Origin of the sequence: Thioalkalivibrio thiocyanodenitrificans ARhD 1 (assembly GCF_000378965.1) — a bacterium.
In the GTDB taxonomy this organism is placed as follows: Bacteria; Pseudomonadota; Gammaproteobacteria; order Ectothiorhodospirales; family Ectothiorhodospiraceae; genus Thioalkalivibrio_A; species Thioalkalivibrio_A thiocyanodenitrificans.
In genome coordinates this window covers 1,212,301-1,230,835 of record NZ_KB900536.1, presented here as the reverse complement: position 1 = coordinate 1,230,835, position 18,535 = coordinate 1,212,301, and the positions used below count along the sequence as shown (strand labels likewise).

The following is an 18,535-nucleotide window of genomic DNA, read 5'->3' as shown; positions in this document are numbered from 1 at the left end:
GTGCTTCGCGGCCTTGCGATAGAAGACGTCCTTGAGTGCCGGGGCGCCGTACCGGATTTTCATGACGGAAGCTGACACAATGGCATTGCGAGACGCATTTCGGAGCAAGGAGGATCGGGTGAGCGAGCAGGGTGCCCTGTCGGGCGTGCGCGTGCCGGAGGCATCGGCCGGGGACACGCAACCCGTCATCTCGGTGCGCGGCCTCGACAAGATCTACGGCTCCGGCCTGCGGGCCCTCAGCGGCATCGATCTCGAGATCCGCCGCGGCGAGATCTTCGCGCTTCTCGGCCCCAACGGCGCCGGCAAGACGACGCTGATCAGTATCGTCTGCGGCATCGTCAATCCTAGCGCGGGCCGTATCCTCGTTGGCGGCCACGACATCATTCGGGAGTATCGCATCACGCGTTCCATGGTCGGACTGGTGCCCCAGGAATTGCACACGGACATGTTCGAGACCGTGTGGGATACGGTCCGGTTCAGCCGTGGGCTCTTCGGGCTCGCACCCGATGCTGCGTACCTGGAGCGGGTGCTGCGTGACCTGTCCCTGTGGGACAAGCGTAACGAGGAGATCATGACGCTCTCCGGCGGCATGAAGCGGCGGGTGCTGATCGCCAAGGCGCTGGCCCACGAGCCGGCCGTGCTGTTCCTGGACGAGCCCACCGCAGGCGTCGATGTGGAACTGCGCCGTGACATGTGGGCGCTGGTGCGCAGACTGCGCGACACCGGTGTCACCGTAATTCTCACCACGCACTACATTGAAGAGGCCGAGGAGATGGCCGAGCGGGTGGGGGTGATCCACAAGGGCAAGCTGATCCTGGTGGAGGACAAACAGGCCCTGATGGCAAAACTCGGCAAGAAGCAGCTGACCCTGCATCTGCAGTCGCCGCTCCCGAGCATTCCCGCGACGCTGGCCGGTTGGGACCTGACGCTGAACAACGACGGCAGCGAGCTCGAGCTTACGTTCGGCGCCGACGAGGAACAGGCCTGTATCCCGGCCCTGCTGCGCAGTATGGGTGAACTGGGCATCGAGTTCCGCGACCTCAATACACGGCAGAGTTCCCTTGAGGAGATCTTTGTCAATCTGGTGAGTGAGAGAAAATGAACGCCACGCAGTTCAATATCCATGGCGTGCGGGCTATCTACCGCTTCGAGATGACGCGTTTCGCTCGTACGCTTTGGCAGAGCCTCGCCACCCCCGTGATCACCACGGTGCTTTACTTCGTCGTGTTCGGCGCCGCGATCGGCGGGCGGATGGGCGAGGTGGATGGAGTGACCTACGGAGCCTTCATCGTGCCCGGTCTGATCATGCTGACCGTGTTCACGGAGAGTCTCAACAATGCATCTTTCGGCATTCACATGCCGAAGTTCACCGGGACCATCTACGAACTGCTTTCCGCACCGGTCTCTGCGGTGGAGATCGTGCTGGCATACGTGGGGGCGGCGGCCACCAAGTCGGTCCTGCTCGGACTGCTGATTCTGCTCACGGCAAGTCTGTTCATGCCGGTCCAGGTGCTGTACCCGGGCTGGATGCTCTTCTACCTGGTACTGGTCGCGGTGGCATTCAGCCTGGCGGGCTTCATTATCGGCATCTGGGCCCGGGGTTTCGAGGAACTGCAGTTCGTGCCCATGCTGATTGTCACGCCACTCACCTTCCTGGGCGGTGCCTTCTACTCCATCGACATGCTGCCGGGCGCCTGGCGCACGGTAAGCCTGTTCAACCCGGTTGTCTATGTGATCAGCGGATTTCGCTGGACTTTCCATGGCAGCGGCGACGTGTCCATGGGGATCAGTCTTGCCGTGGTGTCCGGCCTGATCGGGCTTGGGCTCCTGCTGGTGTGGGGGATCTTCCGCACGGGGTATCGGCTCAAGAGTTGAACCGGGATCGGCGCGCCGCGCCTTGCTTCACCGGAACGGGACAAGGATGCGCTGGGTCAACCCTCAAGCGCATGTCATGGGCTAAACTCAGCCCTGCACTGATTGCCCCGGCTGGAATGCACAGTCATTTACCGACTCTGGAGACCGATATGACCGATTTGCCCGATATTCTACTGGTGCCCGTGGACGGGTCGCGGAACGCCAATGCCGCCGCCACCTACGCTGTCCGGCTGGCTGACAAGCTGGGGGTGCCCGTGCGCCTGCTCTTTGCCTTTCCGGAATCGCCGCTCGACATGTTCGGCTGGCCCGGAGAAGGGGCCAGCCGAAAGGACCTGGAGCACTTCTCGCCGGAGGGATTCGAGAAGCTGCGCAACAGCTACTCAAAGACCGCCTTCGACGCCGCACGCAAGGCCATCGGCGAGACATCAGTATCGGTGGAGGAGAAGACCATCGCAGGCGAGCCGGCCAAGGCGATTCTCGATCATGCCGGCGGTGTCACGGGCGGCATGATCATCATGGGACGCCGGGGACTTTCCCAGGTCAAGGAGATCCTGATGGGCAGTACCACCCAGCGTGTGCTGCATCATGCCAAGTGCCCGGTACTGGTCATTCGCTGAGCCCAAGTATTCCTCGACCTGGAGCCAGCGGCTTGCCCGGATCCGCATGCAGGCCGCTGTCGTTCCGTGACGTGACCGTTGTACCCCCCCCCACCGCCGATGGATTGCTGCGACCTTGACGATCCCGCGCCACCCGGCTTCCGGGTGCCGTCCGCAGGGGTATGCTGCAGGTGCGCAATGCGTGATGCGGCATGCCCGTTCCGGGCGGTGCGAGTGACGAGGATTCCATCTAATCTATGGATTGAGCTGCGAGTTGGTGCTCGTGGACCGTGTGATTCCCTGATAACGAATTGCACAGGAGGTCGCCATGAACTACCAGTTTGCCTACTCGGTCGGGTTCCACCCGTGGGAGGACGCCGCCGCCGATCCGGCGTTCGTCAACAGATTCTGCGAACTGATGGAACGCGAGGAGAGCGGACGGACCCCTCCCTTCGGCCCCGCACTCGACCTGGGTACCGGGAGTGGGGTATGGGGTATCCAGTTGGCGAGACGCGGATGGCAGGTAACCGGAATAGACAATGTTGCAAAGGCCCTGGATCGCGCACGGGAGCGCATCCGGCAGGCCGGCGTGGAGATGAGGCTCGTCGAGGGCGATGTCACCGCGTTGCGTGCCTCCGGTGTCGGGGCGGGGTTCCGGTTGGTGCTCGACACGGGTACCTTTCACGATTTTGATACGGATCGACAGCAGGCGATGGGCCGTGAGATCGACGCGCTCGCCGCACCGGATGCCACGGTGATGCTGCTGGTCTGGCCCAGGCGCGTCAGGCCGTTGATCCGCGGTGCCACCCGTGAAGAGATCGAGGGCGCGTTTCCCGGATGGAAGATCACTCATGTGGAAGCGTCTCATTTTCGATTGCCGAAGGTGCTGCAAATGATCATGAGGCCGGACGAGCACTGGTACCGGCTGTGTCGGCAATGAGGCGTTCCGCGGATCCGCTGTGGGCACTGGCCCCGTCCCGATCAGGCGATCCACGGAGGGTGTCCGCATCGTGCCCGGGGGTTCGGTGAGGGCAAGGGAAATCTCTTCTCGCTATTGAAGGGCGGGTTCGCCATGTCTGTTCGTCTTCGAGCCGTTATTCTGCTGGCAGTCCTGATCGTGCTGCTGGCGCTGGCCCTGATGTGGGGGATGATTGCGAGCGACGACAATTGGCAGCCGGCGCGGCTGCAGGAGATGGCCGGGCGGTTCGCGGACAGGCCGTGGCTTCCCTGGGCGATTCTCGCGGGCGTCGTTGTCGGCCAGCAGCTGGCCATCCCGCAGCTGCTGCTCGTGCCTGTCGGCGTCATCGCACTGGGACCCTGGCTGGGTTTCGCGGTCGTCTACCTGGGCACCCTCCTGGGGGCGGTGATCGGATACATGATCGGACGCTACCTCGGGCGGCGTCCGGTTCGGCGGCTGTCCGGGATCCGCATGAAACAGCTGAGCCGATCCCTGGCCAAGCGCGGTGTCGTCAGCATGATCGTCATCAACATGGTCCCGATTGTCTCCCAGACGATCATCAATTTGGCCGCGGGGACCACACACATCAGGTTCCGGCACTTTCTTCTTGGCACGGCCATCGGAATTGTCCCGCCCACGGTCGTGGTGGTCGCCGCGACGCACGTCCTGCTGCAGCTGGGGCGCATGCCCACCGCCGGTGAGGCGGCGATATTGATGGTGGCTGCGGCCGTGATTGCCGTGGGCGCCTGGATTGTCACGCACCGGGTATGGAACTGGCTCGTGAACCCCTGATGCGGACGCCTCGGATGCCCCTGGCTGAGGCGGCGGCGCGATGGGGTGATTCCGGTTGGGCGGTGCGTTCCGACGGACGGATTGGCAGCATTGGGGCAGACCCTCGTGCTTCCGGCGCCGGTCCTCGATCATCTCCCGCCGCATGACTTGCGCGAGTCTCCGATACCGACTATAAGATGGAGATCAACCCCATTTTTGATACGCAACATTCCTTATTCTAAAATAATTGCGATCTTGGGCCTTGTTCAAATGCATCCACGTCTTGTCCTGCGGATCCGGCATCCGGGCGCCGGTGAACGGATGCCGGTTTGAACCCGTGGTGTAGAGACCAGATGGGATCCGACGGACATTATCGGGCGCGCTCATGGCTCGTCGCCCTGGCGCTTACGGCGAGTTTCCTCGCTATCCTGACGTTTCTTCTCAATGTCCTGTACGGACGGTTCGCGCCCGCCTTCGGCTGGGATCCCGGCCTTCGCCTTGCCCGGGTACCCGAGTTTCTGCTTCTTTTCGGCTCAGCCACCTTTTTCGTGATCGCCGCGCTTGCGGCGGAACGGCAGGCCGGTGCCAAGCCACCGGATCCGCAACCCCTGGAGGAGGACGGTAGTCATGACAAAAAACAGGAATCGTACTGAGCAGGATACACCGGAGTCGCTGGAGCGCCGGCGATTCTTCGAGCTGTGCGGCAAATACGGGTTTACCGCGGCGGTGGTGGCCGGGGCCGGCGGGCTGTTGGCGAGCCCTGCCGCGGCGCAGACCGCCCAGGAGGAGCGTGAACGGGAACGTGCCGCGCAGGTCCGCATGACACTTGCCACCGAGTACCGCATCGGCGCCACCCGCTGGTACCCGCTGATGCAGCTCAATCTCAAGGAAAACATCCAGAATGCCACCAACGGGCATGTCTACGTGCGCCTCGCCCCGGCGGGCCAGTTGGGCATGGGATCGGCACTGGCACAGGGTGTCCAGAGCAACACCATCCAGGCCGCACAACATTCCATCTCGAATTTCTCTCCGTTCGCGCCCGAGGTGGATCTGATCAACATTCCCTACTGGTGCGGCTATAACCAGGAGTTCGTCAACCTGGTAACGTCTGACGCCTGGAAGAGCGTGGTGCATACCAAGGCCGAGGAGCGCGGCTTCAAGATCCTCCTCTACCTGGTGCTCGATCCGCGTACCGTGGCTGCGAGAAAGGGTATGCAGAGCGCTCCGCTGAAGACCCCCTCGGATCTGCGCGGCGTGAAGTTCCGCGTGCCGGCCTCGGAGATTCTGCAGCAGTTCTATACGCTGGCAGGGGCCAATCCGACCCCGGTGGCCTGGGGGGAGACGCCGTCGGCCATCCAGCAGGGCGTGGCCGACGCCCTGGATCCGGCGGTGGTGGCGCTGTATTCCAACGGTTTCAAGGACATCCTCTCCTGGATCACCTTCAACAAGCCGGTGCCCGACTCCCAGGTTTACTCCTGCAACCTGGAGTGGTTCCGCGGCCTGCCCGCCGATGTGCAGGAAGGCATTGATTTCGCCAGCGAGATGACCTTCCAGCAGAACCTGGCGCAGGTGCCCGCCTCGCGCGCCTATGCCATGGCGGAGATGGCGGCGTCCGGTGTCCAGTTCTATACGCCCACTGAAGACGAGCTCGCCCAGTGGGTCGAAGCCTGCGGTGCCCAGCGTCCAGAGTGGGATGACATCAAGAAGAAGCTTGCGGGTTCGCTGGACAGCTTTGAACGCATGCGTGAAGCGGCCCAGACCCGGTCCCGGTTCTACGTGCACGACGTCTGATCGCCCGGTGATCACGCGGGAGGTCGCGGACAGGCAATCCTGTCCGCGACCTCCCGTCACTGCCGGCCGTCAACCCGCGGAACCCGAATGAAAAGATTCCTTGCCACCATTGACCGGGATGGCGAACGCTGGCTGCTCCTGGTTTTCTACATCTACATCGTTGCGGTCATCTTCATCGAGGTCCTGCGCCGCTTCCTGCTCGATTTCTCGTCCATCTGGGGCGAGGAGACCGCGCGCTACGCCTTTATCTACCTGGTGTGGATCGGGGCGGCGGCGGCCGTCCGCGACAGGGCGCATATCCGTATCGATGTGCTGCTCACCTTCCTGCCCCCGCGGGTCCGCACGGCGATCATCCTGATGGGCGACATCCTGATGGGTGTACTGGCGGCGGTGATCCTCTACCTCTCCATCGCTCCGTTCATGAGTTCGATCCAGTACGGGTCGGTGACCGACGGCCTCCGGGTCCTGCGGGCGTGGGTGCTGTTCGCGGTGCCGTTCGGATTCGGGTTGCTGCTGATCCGCGTCGTTCAGTCTCTCATCGTCGATATCTCGGACCTGCGCGCCGGGCGGCCCCCACGCCCCACGCGGCAGCTCTTCGATTAGGGCGGTTCACATGTACATACCGGAGGCGTTTGGCAGTTCGGAGTTGGGTTGGGAGGTGCTCGGTCCGCTGTTGCTGATGCTGGTGATGTTCGCCCTCGCGGTACCCGTCTGGGTATCACTTGGCGTCACGGCGCTTCTCATCCTGGTGGTTACCGGGACCCTGCCTGTGGAACTCATCGGCGAGTCGGTGTTCCACGGCCTCGACGCATTCGCGTTGATCGCCATTCCGCTGTTCGTGCTGACCGGCGACGTGCTCGTGCGCACCGGCCTGTCACTGAAGCTGCTGAGGATCGCCGAGGCGACCATGGGCAGCACCCGGTCCGGGCTCGGAACCTCCACCGTGCTGGGCTGCGGGTTCTTCGCCTGCGTCTCGGGGTCCGATGCCGCCGGCGCGGCGGCCGTGGGCCGTATCACCATAAAAAGTCTGATCGAGCGGGGCTACGCACCGGGGTATGCCTGCGCGCTGGTTGCCGCGGGGGCCTGCACCGGCATCCTCATCCCGCCGTCCATTGCCTACATCATCATCGGCATGGTGCTCGGCATCTCCACCTCGACGCTGTTCCTCGCCGCCATCGTGCCCGGGGTGCTGGTGATGACGTCCATCATGATCACCAACGCCATCATGAACCGGCTGAACGGCTATGAGCATGTCAGCCGCCGGTTCGATTTCCGGCACTGGCTATGGACGATCTGGGACGGGCGCTATGCGCTGCTCGTGCCGGGCATCATCTTCGGCGGTATCTATTCGGGGATCTTCACGCCCACCGAGGCCGCCGCAGTGGCGGTGGTGACCACCATCGCCATCGGTCTGTTTCAGGGCACGTTCAGGCTCAAGGATTTCCCGGGCACGCTGGAGGGCTCGGCCAAGGTCTGCGGAGTGATCGTGCCGATCATCGCGGTGGCACTGCCGCTCGCGCAGGTGCTTGCCATCAACGACGTGCCCCAGAGTCTGATCGCCTCGGTGACGGCGCTGACCGAGAATCCGGTGCTGATCATCCTGATGATGCTCGGCGTGTTCATCCTGGCCGGGCTGGTCATGGAGAGCACCCCCAATATCGTTATCCTGGCCCCGATCATGCTGCCTCTGGCCCAGGAGATCGGCATGCATCCGATCCATTTCTGCATCTTCATGGTGACCTCTCTGGGTATCGGATTCATCACGCCGCCGCTGGGGCTGAACCTGTTTGTCATCTCCGGGATCACCGGGCAACCGGTGCTCTCAATCGCCGCAAAGGCCTTTCCGTTCGTGCTGGCCATGCTCATTGTGGCGCTGGTGCTCGCGTTTGTACCCGGCTTGTCCCTGTTCCTGATCAACTGAGGCGAGGCGGCGGGTCATGGGGGCGGCCCGCATCCGGTGGGCTGACCGGCCTGTCCCTACCGCACGAGCAGCGAGTTTATGAAGCGGCGGTTCAGCAGGATCCAGACCGCCGTGGCCGAGATCACCGGCATCATGAGGTATCCGAACTGATAGCCGAGCGCGACGGCTTCGAGCCCCCAGCCGGTGATGCCGATCTGCGCGGAGACCTCGGGTCCGACGTCAAAGGTGACGGTCTTGACGAAATCGAAGCTCACGCCCCAGAGCTGGAACGGCAACAGCGCAACGTAGCTGATCAGCAGTCTGGTCCACGAGAAATGCGTCTCGCCGGCCGCGATCATCAGGGCCGCGAGCAGCGGCAGATTGTAGGCGTACATGAGCGGATTGATGCTGAACGCGATGGTGCCGACGCGGCCGTCCGGCGCCGTGACCTCGAGATGCGTCAGGAACTGGATCTCGCGCGGCCCCAATTGGACGGCCTCCAGGACCCCGGGCAGGGCAGCACCCAGGACCAGATCAGCCAGTGGAACCAGGGGCCAGATCAGCAGGTTCGCAAGATAGTACCAGGCAAAGAAGCAGATCGGCAGCCAGACCAGTGTCCTCAGGAGGAATCCGCGCAACGGATCAGAGGGCATGGGCGGCACGCTCCGGCATCATGCGAATCCACACCAGCCACACGATCAGTGCATCGAGCATGATCAGCGCCTGCCAGACGTACAGATGTGCCCACTCGAAGGCCGTCATGTTCCATTGGCCCAGATAGAACAGCGAGATGATGCGCACCAGATTCAGCCCCTGGATGGCCAGGAAGCCCGAGGCGATACCGATCAGCTTGTATTTCCAGGGCGCGGGAAAGGCGAGGATGGCCGCCACCAGGATGATGGTCGCCTCCACGCCGTTGCAGCCCGCCGCGATCTCCACGCCGAAGGAATTGGCCGTGCTCTGGATCACGACACCATACGTGACGACCTGGCTGTCGAAGAGCTTGATGAGCCACCCCGAGAGAAGGGCGAGGAACTCGGTAAAGGGAACAATCACCGCCCGCTGCACGGGCCGCAGAAGCTCCACGGTGAACAGTACGCCCTGCAGGACGAGGAATACGAGGAAGAAACGCAGCATTCGCTATGATCCGGAAGGCCTCGGGGGGGCGATCCCACGACAACGGTTTTTGCCGGTTCCGGGCATGGACATCTCGATCACCTCACGCGCCGGCACCCCGACTTCCCTGTACCGTAGACGGGTTTCGGGTCAGGGTAAAGATTCTGATACAAGGGTACAGGCATCGTTTCCACCATGTACATTCTCATTGGCCGCATCATCCGCGTGCGGTTTCGATCTTACCCCTCCTGACCTTCGTGTTCCCGGTAGCCAATGGCCCCATCCGGACAAATCTGAAGGGGTGAGGCAATCGCTCGGGATCACATCGGGGTTTCGGGGTGCTCATGGGGAAAGGACGAGACTCCGGAACTCTGTTCCACCGCCGATAGGGCGCGTATGGATAGTCCCCCAAAGCCCTGGGATTCAGGGCCCCAGTCGGGTGGTGTCGGCGGGTTCCACTTGCCGGGAGATTCAATGCGCGTGCGTGCGGCACTGCACCCGCCCCAAGCCAGCCCGGGGGCCGCGCGGTGTTGGCGCGCGGCCCCCGGTTCTCTCACACCGGCTGGCGGCGGCGCAGCCCCCACAATGCCATCAGGGCCAGCAAACCGGTCATCAGGAACAGCCCCCACTGGGAGAGGGTAGGTATACTCGTCACACCCGACCCTGGGCCCGACAGGGGCAGACCCGGGCCGCTCGGGTCCCTAATGACGCCTTCGGCCGGATCGGCATCGAACGGCCCGTTATCCTCGACGGTGAAAGTAATGGTATTGCCCGAGATGTCCGCAGGCATGACCACCCAGTCATCGTTGATATACTTCCAGTAAACCATCCCCTCAACGCTACCGGAATAGGTTGTTTGGATGGTTACGGCCCCCCCGCTGCAACCTGATACTGTGAAGTCAACCAGCCCAAAAGGCATGTTGTACCCTTGAGGTAACTCTGGCGGAGGACTTACAACTTCCGCCTGATTGACGACGCACTCCGGACCCGTACTTGTCAATGTCACTGTACCGCTGTCGTCACCCACTCCCGGGCCGGCCGGGCTACCGTCTTGCCCTGAGGTGGAGCACATGGCGGTTTCACCGCCTCCTGTGCCATCACAAGTCCAGCTATGTACACCATCGGCACTGAGAACTGCAGAAGCAGTGCCGTTAGCACATAGACCGGCTGTCGGGGCCATCAGGCTATTGGTTTCCGTCGCAGGTCCACAACTTCCATGCGATGCAAAATTGATCTCCACATTACAAGCCTCAGTGATTTCACCGGTCGTGTAGGTGTTGCCGTCCCAGCTGCCTTGCGGGCAGGTGCCACCCACATCTTCCAGGGGCGTAAAATACTGGCTGGGCTGGGCAAAGAAGGTCGTTGTGTTCCCGCTTTCGACGGCACGGGTTGCCGGCGTTACTGAACCACCGAGTGACGCAGTTGCCTGGACTTCAAAGCCTTCATCCATCGATCCCACGGTAAAGGAAAGGGCATTGGCATCGACCCGTCCGGCCTCACTGATGGCCACCGCCCGAACATGATAGGTCGTTCCGTTGGCCAGACCACTCAAAGTCACGCCGAAGGGTACATCCTGCGCCGGTCCGGTGATGGTGAACGGCTCGGCGGGGGTCAGGGTCGATCCACTGAAGTCAGAACTGGTTGACCACTCGAAATAGAGCGTGAGTTCCTGATCATTGGACTGCAGGCCGCTATCACTCAACAACCCATTGACCACAACATTGTTGGTCCCATCGAGCTGGAAAGCGGTGGTGCTGACTCCGGACAGGTCAGCCTGGGCAACGTCGGTTTCATAGCGAAAGCCGACCAAAATGCGAATGGTGTCCGTCCAACTTATTGTCTTGCCGACGTTAATCGATGGCTCCCCCGTTCCGCTGATGTTGTATTGAGCATCTTGCTGTGGATACCACTCATCGATGATGGCGCTTCCAAGCAACAGATTTTCAAAATCGAGGGAACCGGAGTTGAAATGACAACCGCTGCCACCGACGATGCGGCCCTGAGCTATCACGTAGTAGTTGTCCGCCGACAGGGTGGCTGGATCCGGGTCACCCGAGGTGATGTTGGTCAGGAAGGGCCGAAACTCAGGCGTGTTGGCAATGCCGTCCGTGAAGCGAACTTCCCGTACGATGCTGCCTATGTTGAATTCCGGGACTGTCACCGTGCCGCCACCGGTCAACGTGGCGTTGTATATCGCACCGCCAAACTCGCTACAATTTGGCCCAAACCCTCCCCACATGCCGGTGACAACCACGTCTCGCGCGGGCTTGAAGAGATAACCACGGTATACATAGTTCCCGTTACCCGTCCCGGTCGCGTAGTTCTGAACCCGGAAATCGCCCTGCCCCTCCGGCGGTGGATCGGCCTGTGCCGGTGCAGTCATCATGCACAACCCGGCCAGCAGTAGCACCGCAAAGACGCCCCCTCGGCCAGCCCGCTTGGGGCCTGCCCCAAGTCCGGTTACAGGAATTCCCCCGCACTGCCCTCTGCATGCCTGAAACATCCGCGTTCTCCCTTATCCCGATTCATCAGCTCGATTTCCGATCCGCAAGCCCACCGGCCGCAATGCGGCCCGCCCCTCCGGATGGTCGCGCCCAAGATAGCAAGTACCCGGAGCGCATTCCTGAACAAGAAGAGAACAATTCATTAACAAGTGGTAAATGGGGGCTTCGAGAGGTCACGCCCCGGGCGGGCGTCATCTGCCCGGCAGTGAAAGCTGCAGCCGGTACCCGACACCGTGCACGGTCACGATCCGATCCTCTTCTTGCTCGCCGGCCGCGAGTTTTCCTCGCAATCGGGAGATCAGTACGGTCAGGGATTCCGGACTCGCCCGCCCTAGACTCCGGTTCAGGGTGTCAAGAAGCGTGTTGCGGGACAGGACCGCACCGTTGGAGCACAGGAGGGCGCGAAGCAGTTCTGCCTCGCCCGCGGTGAGCGAAGCCGTGGCGCCATTGTCGTGGGTGAGGGTGCGGGTCTCGGGTACGATGGTCCAGCCTCCCAGGCGGTGTGCGATTGGTGGTCGGCGGTGATTGCTGGTTTGGTCGTACAGAAGAAGGAAATTCCGGATACGAAGCTGTAGTTCGCGGATATCAAACGGTTTGGTGATGAAGTCGCTGGCCATACGCTCCAGAGCGGTCAATCGGCTGACTGTGTCGTCCCGGGCCGAGATCACGAACACCGGTGTATGAACCGGCATGAAATTCAGTCGGTCCAACAGGTCCAGGCCATCCCCGTCGGGCAGGGAGAGATCCAGCAACACCAGGTCTACGGAATGGGATCGCATGCAGCGCCAAAAGGCATCGACGCTGCCCGCCTCGACGACTTGGTATCCCATGTCGGCAAGGCAAATCCGCATCTGAATGCGCAGCCCTGCGTCAGCTTCGACCAACAGCAGGCGGTGCGGTGGTTGTTGTCGCATACGTCTGCCCCGGGCTCAGTTCCGGGCCCGGTCCCGGAGCCAGCCGGCCAGCGCGTCGGCGGCCATGGGGCGGGCGATGTGATAGCCCTGGGCGCTGTCACAGCCAAGGATCTCCAGTAGCTGGAGCACCTCCTCGTCCTCCACGCCCTCGGCCACCACCGTGTAGCCCAGGTTATGGGCCAGATCCACGGTGGAGCGCACGATCACCGCGTCGTTCTCGTCCTGACACATGTCGATCACGAACGACTTGTCGATCTTGAGCGTATGCAGCGGCAGTTGCTTCAGATAGGCCAGCGAGGAGTAGCCCGTGCCGTAGTCGTCGATGGCGATCCTGACACCCAGGTTCGCCAAGCGCTCGAGCACCGCCGAGCTGGTGGCGATGTCGCTCGCCAGCAGATTCTCCGTGAGCTCGATCTCCAGGCAGTCGGCGGGCGCGCCGATCTCCTCAAGCAGCGCCCCGATGCGCTCGGCGAGATCGCAGTGGTGAAACGACAGCGTATCGTCGACGTTGACCGCCACGCGCAGGCCAAGGCCCTCGGCGCGCCAGGCCATGCACTGTGTCAGCGCCTCGCGCAGCACCCAGTCGGTCATGGGGTGGATCAGCCCCGTGCGCAGGGCCGTGGGCAGGAACTCCTCCGGATACATCAGACCGCGCCGCGGATGCGCCCAGCGCACCAGCGCCTCCACCCCGCTGACCCTGCCCGAGGCGAGATCCACCTTGGGCTGATAGTGCAGGCGCAGCTCATCGCGCTCGAGCGCGCCGCGCAGCTCCGCCGCGAGCCTGAGCCGCTTCGTGGTGTGGGGGTTGGTGCCTGCGTCGTAGAAACCGTAACCGAGCCCGGCACGCTTGACCTCGTACATGGCCACATCGGCGCGGCTCATCAGACTGTCCACGCTCTCGCCATGCTCCGGGAACATGGCAATGCCGATGCTCGCCCCCAGATAGAGATTCTGATTGGCAATGCAGAACGGCTCGTTGAAACAGTCAAGCAGCTTGCCCGCCACCTTCTCGGCGGTGTCCCGGGCATGCTCCATCTCCGGCAGCAGGACCGCGAACTCGTCGCCGCCCAGGCGCGCAAGCGTGTCGGAGTCGCGCAGCTTCTCCGAGAGACGCGCCCCCACCCTGCGCAGGACCTCGTCGCCCACCGGATGGCCCAGGGTGTCGTTGATCTCCTTGAACTGGTCCAGGTCCATGAGCATCAGCGCCACCTGCCGGGGCACCCGCCCGCGCCCGGCCGCGGCAATCGCCCGCTCGAGCCGGTCGAGCAGCACCGTGCGGTTCGACAGCCCCGTGAGACTGTCGGTGGTGGCCAGCACATTCAGGCGTTCCAGGTTGTGCTTGGCATCGGTGGCATCCTCCATGAGCCCGTCGATGCGCACCACGCGACCGCTCTCGTCGGTGAAGGGGTGAAACACGCGCCGGAACCAGCGCAACTCCCCGTCCGGCGCCCTGACCCGGCTCTCCACCTCTACCTGACGCCCCGCCAGCGCCTCGCGCCAGGCCTGGCGCACCGCCTCGCGGTCCTCCGCCACGGTCCAGTTCAGACAGGGAATCGGTGTGTCCACGTCCATGTCGCAGATCCGCCTGCTGCTGGGGCTCACGTACAGCGGCTCGTTGCGCACCACGTCCACCGACCACAGCACCTGGGGCAGATTCGCCAGCAGACTGGTGATCTGCTCGCGCAGCGCCTGCGCCTTGTTGCGCTCGTCCTGCACCTGGCGCACGGTCGCATCCCAGTAGCCCTCGAGCATCAGCCCCATGTCGCGGAACAGGAACTTCGTCACCGCGTTCTCCAGGGCGGTGCACTCGGGCTCCGGGATATCCGCCAGGCGCGCACGCAGGTGATCCCAGTACAGCAGGTAGGCCCCCATCACCCACACCGGCTCCACGCCAAAGCCGTAATGCACATCACCGATATGGGCCAGACGGCGGGCCGACTCCCGGTCCACGCGACCGGAGAGCAATTGCCACAGGTGACCCAGCTGGGAGTTGATCAGCGCGCGCAGCTCGCCGCCGTCCTTCTGGTATCGGGCCAGGATCTGCGCAGTGATCGGGTAGCTCAGCAGGTAATCGTAGAAGATCTCGGCAAAACGCTCGCTCTCCCCGATCAGCACCTCGTGGTACCTGACCAGCAGCCGCTGATCCTGCTCCGTGATGCCCAGAAACTGCGCGAACGCCTCATGAATGGTCTGATCCGAATATACGCGCACACGCGCTGAACCCGCCTCATCACCGGAGGATTTTGCAGACATGTAATGCCCCCCCTGAACCTGTCAATGTACTTAGCGATATGGTCTTAATGCCAAATTAAATTTATGATAGTCATTAAACAGGATTATTTGTGTAAGCCGGCACCGACCCGCACCGATGCAAGGTCCACTTCCATGCACACCTCCATGCACACCGTCATACGGCTTGTCCGCCAGGCCGGACACGCAACCGGCGTGTCCGGGAACCGGGAGATCCGCGCCCGTGACGCGCAAACCGCCCACGAAGTTCAGAGGCCTGATGACACACGGTGCCCGACTGCTCCGGAAACAAGGCGCCTTGAGCGGATCAGGGGGAATGGCGATGAGCCGGAGTATAGGGCCATCACCGGGTGCAGCGTTCCTGGTCGGGGGGGCTCAAGGCCATTTCCGGGAACCCGTCGGGTGCAGGGCGGGAGTCTTTCCCGGCATGCCTTTCAATTGATTGATTGCATGAGAAAATGATCCACATGCCGTGCGTGGTGAAGGGGGAAGGGATCCGTGCATTGGACACCGAGCACTGTGTCCGCTTCCACAGACCACATGGTATACAAGGTCAAAGGCACCGGAGCGGCCCCCGGTTGCACGCCTGTGCCGGTCCGCTTCACCCGGTGTCACGTGGTGCCTTGATGTTTGTCGCCTCGCGCCTTGGCACCGGCGGGGCGGTCGGGGGCATATTACGATCGCGTACGCAGGAATCCGTACCCGTCTTGAACCAGAGCAGACGATCCCATGCCCGCTGAGTTGAGCCGGAACCGCAAGGCGAGGCCTGCCGGCTCAGACTCCGATTGCCGCAAGACTCTCGTCCGGCGCCTGACGCGCATGCACGAGGCCCTGGTCCAGTTCGATCACCGGCAACGCATGGTCTACGCCAATCCGGCGGCCCGGCGCCTGTTCGGGCTGCCCGACGGCAATGCACCGAATACACCGGCATTCGCGGATCTGTTCGAGGACCCGGGCCAGGCCGAGGATCTGGTTGGCAGGCTTCATCAGCTCACCTATCCGCACCATGAGCCGTTCCGGCTGCGCCGCGCCGGTTTGCGGGAAGCGATCATAGCGCTGATCGACCTGGTGGGGCTCTATGATGCCGACGGGCGCCTGACGGGGTTCGAGGCGTATATCACGGATATCACGGCGCAACGTGCCGCCGAAGACAGGCTCAGGGCCTCCGAACGGCGCCTTCGCACCATCGTCGATGCCGCCACCGACGGCCTGGTGGTGGTTGACCCGGACAGTCGTCAACTGGTTTTTGCCAACGAAGCCATGTCCCGCATGCTGGGAAGGCCCCGGGAGGAACTGCTCACCCTTGACATCGCCGACATGCATCCTCCCCGGGACCGGAACTGGGTGCTGGATGCCTTCCGGGACCATGCCGCCGGACTGACGCATTTCAGCACGGAAATACCCGTGCTGCGCCGCGACGGCACCGTGTTCGTGGCGGACATTTCTTCGTCCCGGATCGCACTGGAGGGACAGACATGCCTGCTGGGCGTGTTTCGCGACGTGACCGAGCGGGTACGGGCGCGCAATGCCGAGCGTCGCACGGGCTCGATACTCAAGGCGGCTCAGCGCATCGCTCACCTCGGTTACTGGGTGTGGGATCGCCGCATGCGCGGTTTCCGCTGGTCCGAGGAGCTGTGGCACCTGCTGGGCGACCCGCCGGGTGAAACGGCCAGTTACCGCGCCCTGCTGAGGCGCGTGCCACGCGAAGAACGCCCCGGGCTGATGACGACCTTGCGGGTTGCCCTGGATGGTTTCGCGCGGGAGTTTGAGTTCAGGCACCATCTGACCGCCCGCGACGGTTCCCTGCGCGTGGTACACAGCCGGGGGGAGGTGCTGATGGACCGCCACGGCCAGATCACGGAGCTGCTGGGCACGGTGCTGGATATCACGGCGAGCGATGCCGACCGGGCCCGGCTGGAGGCCAGCGAGGCGCGCCTGCGTGAATTCACGGACATCGCCGCCGACTGGCTGTGGGAACTGGGGCCCGATCTGCGGCTTATCTATCTCTCGCCCAACGCCCGAGAACTGCTGGGCGTCGATCCGTTCGGCGCAATCGGCAAGTCCTGCGAGGACTGCCATCGCAGCCAGGGTGTCGTCGATACACCCGAGTGGCGGGAGTTCCTCGCGGCCCTGGAGAACCACCGGCCGTTTCACGACCTGACCATCCACTGGCGGCCGGAAGCCGGGCGGCCGCGATACCTGTCGCTGACCGGCCGGCCGCGCCTTGACGCGGAGGGGCGTTTCCTCGGTTTCCGGGGCGTGGGTCGGGACATCACGGACCAGCAGGTCACCCAGCGGCAGTTGCACCGCGTCCTCGAGGAGAACCGCTGGCTGGCCCGCAACGTGATCGCCGCACGGGAGCACGAGCGCAAGCGTCTGGCGCGGGAGCTGCACGACGAACTGGGCCAGCTGCTGACGGCTGTGCGGCTCGACGCGGAATCCATTCTGGCCCCTGATGCGGATACGGATACCGTGGCGGCTGCGGCTGGCGATATCATGGACCTCACAGCCCGCGCCCAGTCCTGGGCGCGGGCCGTCACCCGGCGCCTGCACCCCCTGGAACTCGACCAGCTTGGCCTGATCGACGCACTGCGCCAGGAGATCGGCGACTGGGGGCGCCGTAATCCCCTGGTGCGCTGCGAATTCAGCGCCCCGGAAGCCGGATTCGAGGGGCTTGACGAGCATCTGGCGCTTGATCTCTACCGTATCGTGCAGGAATCACTGACCAATATCGCCAAGTACGCCCGTGCCGGTGAGATCCGGATCTGTCTGGCCCACGAACCTCCGGAACCGAGTGCGGCCGAGGGCGCGCCCGGGGCAGGAGAGCCCGGCACCCATGCCCCCTTGCATGCACCGGTATGCACCCAACCCGGAGGTCGGATTCATCTCCTGGTGCGTGACGACGGGGTGGGCATCCAGCCGACGGAGGTGCGTATGGGGCTCGGCGTGCTGGGCATGCGTGAACGGGTTGAATCCCATGGCGGTATGTTCGAACTGTGTTCGCGCCCTGGTCATGGCCTGAGCATTCTCGTGTCGGTGCCGCTCGACGCGGTTCCAGCCGCAACCGGTGAACGCCGTTGAACCCCTCGCCCGTCGATATCCTGCTCGTCGAGGACCATGCCGTGGTGCGCGCCGGCCTCAGGCGTCTGCTTGAGGCGAGACCAGGCATGCGGGTGGTCGCCGAAACTGATTCCGGCGAGGCGGCCGGCCGGCTCTATGCGCAGCATCGCCCGACCATGATGGTGATCGACCTGTCGCTCCCCGGGATCAGCGGCCTGGAGGTGGTGCGGCGCATCGTTGCCCGTGATCCCAAGGCACGTATTCTGGTGTTCACGATGCACCGCAGCACGCTGCTGGTGCGGCGCGTGCTGGAGGCGGGCGCACTGGGTTACGTTCTCAAGGAGGCCGGGGCCGACGTGCTCGTCGAGGCGGTCGATCGCGTGGCGCGGGGCAAGTTGTACCTCGGCCCGATCATTGCGCAGGACGTGGCGCTCGAGCACCTGAAGGGCACCGAAAACCTGCTCTCCACGCTCTCCCCCCGGGAGTTCGAGATCCTGCGCCTCGTGGCGGAAGGCAAGAATACCGCCATGATTGCCGAGCAGCTCCACCTGAGCACGAAGACCGTCTCCAACAACATCAGCCGGATCAAGACGCGGCTTGGCATCACGAGTACCACCGAGATGGTGCTGTTGGCCATCAGGACCGGCCTGATCTCGCCGTGACGGGAAATTTTCCCTAAGTTTCCTGTGGAGACTCCCGTTCGTACCGTTCCATGCGTCAAACGATGAACGCCAACGCTATGCTGTGTTCGGAGAGCGGGGACATCATGGCCCGTCAGTTCGAGGGTCCCCGGGATGACG

At 63.4% G+C, this 18,535-nt stretch carries 16 protein-coding genes; 11 read left to right on the top strand and 5 right to left on the bottom strand.

The window, feature by feature from the left end; genetic code table 11:
• Positions 1–118: 118 nt before the first annotated feature.
• From THITHI_RS0105760 to THITHI_RS0105720, 9 genes are all read left to right on the top strand, one after another.
• A complete protein-coding gene (locus THITHI_RS0105760) occupies positions 119–1,102 on the top strand; it encodes an ABC transporter ATP-binding protein (protein WP_232199387.1) in 984 nt (327 codons plus the stop codon).
• Positions 1,099–1,875: an ABC transporter permease gene (locus tag THITHI_RS0105755; RefSeq protein ID WP_018232129.1), complete on the top strand. Its 777-nt coding sequence runs from the start codon at positions 1,099–1,101 to the stop codon at positions 1,873–1,875. Before THITHI_RS0105760 ends, THITHI_RS0105755 begins: the two co-directional genes overlap by 4 nt.
• 149 nt (positions 1,876–2,024) lie before the next feature.
• On the top strand, positions 2,025–2,492 hold the full coding sequence (locus THITHI_RS0105750) for a universal stress protein (RefSeq protein ID WP_018232128.1): 468 nt from the start codon (positions 2,025–2,027) through the stop codon (positions 2,490–2,492).
• A gap of 307 nt (positions 2,493–2,799) precedes the next feature.
• Positions 2,800–3,411, top strand: a complete 612-nt coding sequence (locus THITHI_RS0105745) for a class I SAM-dependent methyltransferase (protein WP_018232127.1) — start codon at positions 2,800–2,802, stop codon at positions 3,409–3,411.
• Between the two features lie 132 nt (positions 3,412–3,543).
• Positions 3,544–4,221 (top strand): TVP38/TMEM64 family protein, encoded by a 678-nt coding sequence (locus THITHI_RS0105740; protein WP_018232126.1) that lies wholly within the window; start codon positions 3,544–3,546, stop codon positions 4,219–4,221.
• A 332-nt stretch (positions 4,222–4,553) separates the two neighbouring features.
• Positions 4,554–4,853 carry a hypothetical protein gene (locus tag THITHI_RS0105735; protein WP_018232125.1) on the top strand — a complete coding sequence of 100 codons (300 nt, stop codon included), beginning with the start codon at positions 4,554–4,556 and terminating at the stop codon, positions 4,851–4,853.
• The gene (locus tag THITHI_RS0105730; RefSeq protein WP_018232124.1) at positions 4,828–5,991 is read left to right on the top strand and encodes a TRAP transporter substrate-binding protein; all 1,164 of its coding nucleotides are present in this window, start codon (positions 4,828–4,830) and stop codon (positions 5,989–5,991) included. Before THITHI_RS0105735 ends, THITHI_RS0105730 begins: the two co-directional genes overlap by 26 nt.
• A gap of 87 nt (positions 5,992–6,078) precedes the next feature.
• Positions 6,079–6,594: a TRAP transporter small permease gene (locus tag THITHI_RS0105725; RefSeq protein WP_018232123.1), complete on the top strand. Its 516-nt coding sequence runs from the start codon at positions 6,079–6,081 to the stop codon at positions 6,592–6,594.
• 10 nt (positions 6,595–6,604) lie between these two features.
• Complete coding sequence (locus tag THITHI_RS0105720; protein WP_018232122.1) at positions 6,605–7,912, top strand: TRAP transporter large permease; 1,308 nt, start codon at positions 6,605–6,607, stop codon at positions 7,910–7,912.
• A gap of 56 nt (positions 7,913–7,968) precedes the next feature.
• Here THITHI_RS0105720 and THITHI_RS20560 read toward each other — a convergent pair whose 3' ends face one another.
• The 5 genes from THITHI_RS20560 to THITHI_RS19735 all read right to left on the bottom strand — a co-directional run bounded on the left by THITHI_RS20560 (position 7,969) and on the right by THITHI_RS19735 (position 14,678).
• Complete coding sequence (locus tag THITHI_RS20560; RefSeq protein WP_018232121.1) at positions 7,969–8,544, bottom strand: exosortase H-associated membrane protein; 576 nt, start codon at positions 8,542–8,544, stop codon at positions 7,969–7,971.
• Positions 8,534–9,028 carry an exosortase H gene (xrtH, locus tag THITHI_RS0105710; protein WP_018232120.1) on the bottom strand — a complete coding sequence of 165 codons (495 nt, stop codon included), beginning with the start codon at positions 9,026–9,028 and terminating at the stop codon, positions 8,534–8,536. The genes THITHI_RS20560 and xrtH overlap by 11 nt, the downstream gene beginning before the upstream one ends.
• A gap of 532 nt (positions 9,029–9,560) precedes the next feature.
• Positions 9,561–11,393, bottom strand: a complete 1,833-nt coding sequence (locus THITHI_RS0105705; protein ID WP_198005581.1) for an IPTL-CTERM sorting domain-containing protein — start codon at positions 11,391–11,393, stop codon at positions 9,561–9,563.
• 309 nt (positions 11,394–11,702) lie between these two features.
• Entirely contained in the window at positions 11,703–12,425 is a 723-nt protein-coding gene (locus tag THITHI_RS0105700) for a response regulator transcription factor (protein WP_018232118.1), read from the bottom strand.
• Between the two features lie 15 nt (positions 12,426–12,440).
• Positions 12,441–14,678: a putative bifunctional diguanylate cyclase/phosphodiesterase gene (locus THITHI_RS19735; protein WP_083908668.1), complete on the bottom strand. Its 2,238-nt coding sequence runs from the start codon at positions 14,676–14,678 to the stop codon at positions 12,441–12,443.
• A 726-nt stretch (positions 14,679–15,404) separates the two neighbouring features.
• Between THITHI_RS19735 and THITHI_RS0105690 the strand changes: the two genes are divergently transcribed.
• Together THITHI_RS0105690 and THITHI_RS0105685 are read left to right on the top strand one after the other, a co-directional pair.
• Entirely contained in the window at positions 15,405–17,756 is a 2,352-nt protein-coding gene (locus tag THITHI_RS0105690; protein WP_083908667.1) for a PAS domain S-box protein, read from the top strand.
• The gene (locus THITHI_RS0105685; protein ID WP_018232115.1) at positions 17,753–18,397 is read left to right on the top strand and encodes a response regulator; all 645 of its coding nucleotides are present in this window, start codon (positions 17,753–17,755) and stop codon (positions 18,395–18,397) included. Before THITHI_RS0105690 ends, THITHI_RS0105685 begins: the two co-directional genes overlap by 4 nt.
• Positions 18,398–18,535 lie beyond the last annotated feature (138 nt).

Bases quoted from the DNA above. Each gene is read 5' to 3' on its own strand.
- THITHI_RS0105755 (WP_018232129.1), top strand. From the start codon at position 1,099: ATGAACGCCACGCAGTTCAATATCCATGGCGTGCGGGCTATCTACCGC.
- THITHI_RS0105750 (WP_018232128.1), top strand. From the start codon at position 2,025: ATGACCGATTTGCCCGATATTCTACTGGTGCCCGTGGACGGGTCGCGG.
- THITHI_RS0105745 (WP_018232127.1), top strand. From the start codon at position 2,800: ATGAACTACCAGTTTGCCTACTCGGTCGGGTTCCACCCGTGGGAGGAC.
- THITHI_RS0105740 (WP_018232126.1), top strand. From the start codon at position 3,544: ATGTCTGTTCGTCTTCGAGCCGTTATTCTGCTGGCAGTCCTGATCGTG.
- THITHI_RS0105735 (WP_018232125.1), top strand. From the start codon at position 4,554: ATGGGATCCGACGGACATTATCGGGCGCGCTCATGGCTCGTCGCCCTG.
- THITHI_RS0105730 (WP_018232124.1), top strand. From the start codon at position 4,828: ATGACAAAAAACAGGAATCGTACTGAGCAGGATACACCGGAGTCGCTG.
- THITHI_RS0105725 (WP_018232123.1), top strand. From the start codon at position 6,079: ATGAAAAGATTCCTTGCCACCATTGACCGGGATGGCGAACGCTGGCTG.
- THITHI_RS0105720 (WP_018232122.1), top strand. From the start codon at position 6,605: ATGTACATACCGGAGGCGTTTGGCAGTTCGGAGTTGGGTTGGGAGGTG.
- THITHI_RS20560 (WP_018232121.1), bottom strand. From the start codon at position 8,544: ATGCCCTCTGATCCGTTGCGCGGATTCCTCCTGAGGACACTGGTCTGG.
- xrtH (WP_018232120.1), bottom strand. From the start codon at position 9,028: ATGCTGCGTTTCTTCCTCGTATTCCTCGTCCTGCAGGGCGTACTGTTC.
- THITHI_RS0105705 (WP_198005581.1), bottom strand. From the start codon at position 11,393: ATGATGACTGCACCGGCACAGGCCGATCCACCGCCGGAGGGGCAGGGC.
- THITHI_RS0105700 (WP_018232118.1), bottom strand. From the start codon at position 12,425: ATGCGACAACAACCACCGCACCGCCTGCTGTTGGTCGAAGCTGACGCA.
- THITHI_RS19735 (WP_083908668.1), bottom strand. From the start codon at position 14,678: ATGTCTGCAAAATCCTCCGGTGATGAGGCGGGTTCAGCGCGTGTGCGC.
- THITHI_RS0105690 (WP_083908667.1), top strand. From the start codon at position 15,405: ATGCCCGCTGAGTTGAGCCGGAACCGCAAGGCGAGGCCTGCCGGCTCA.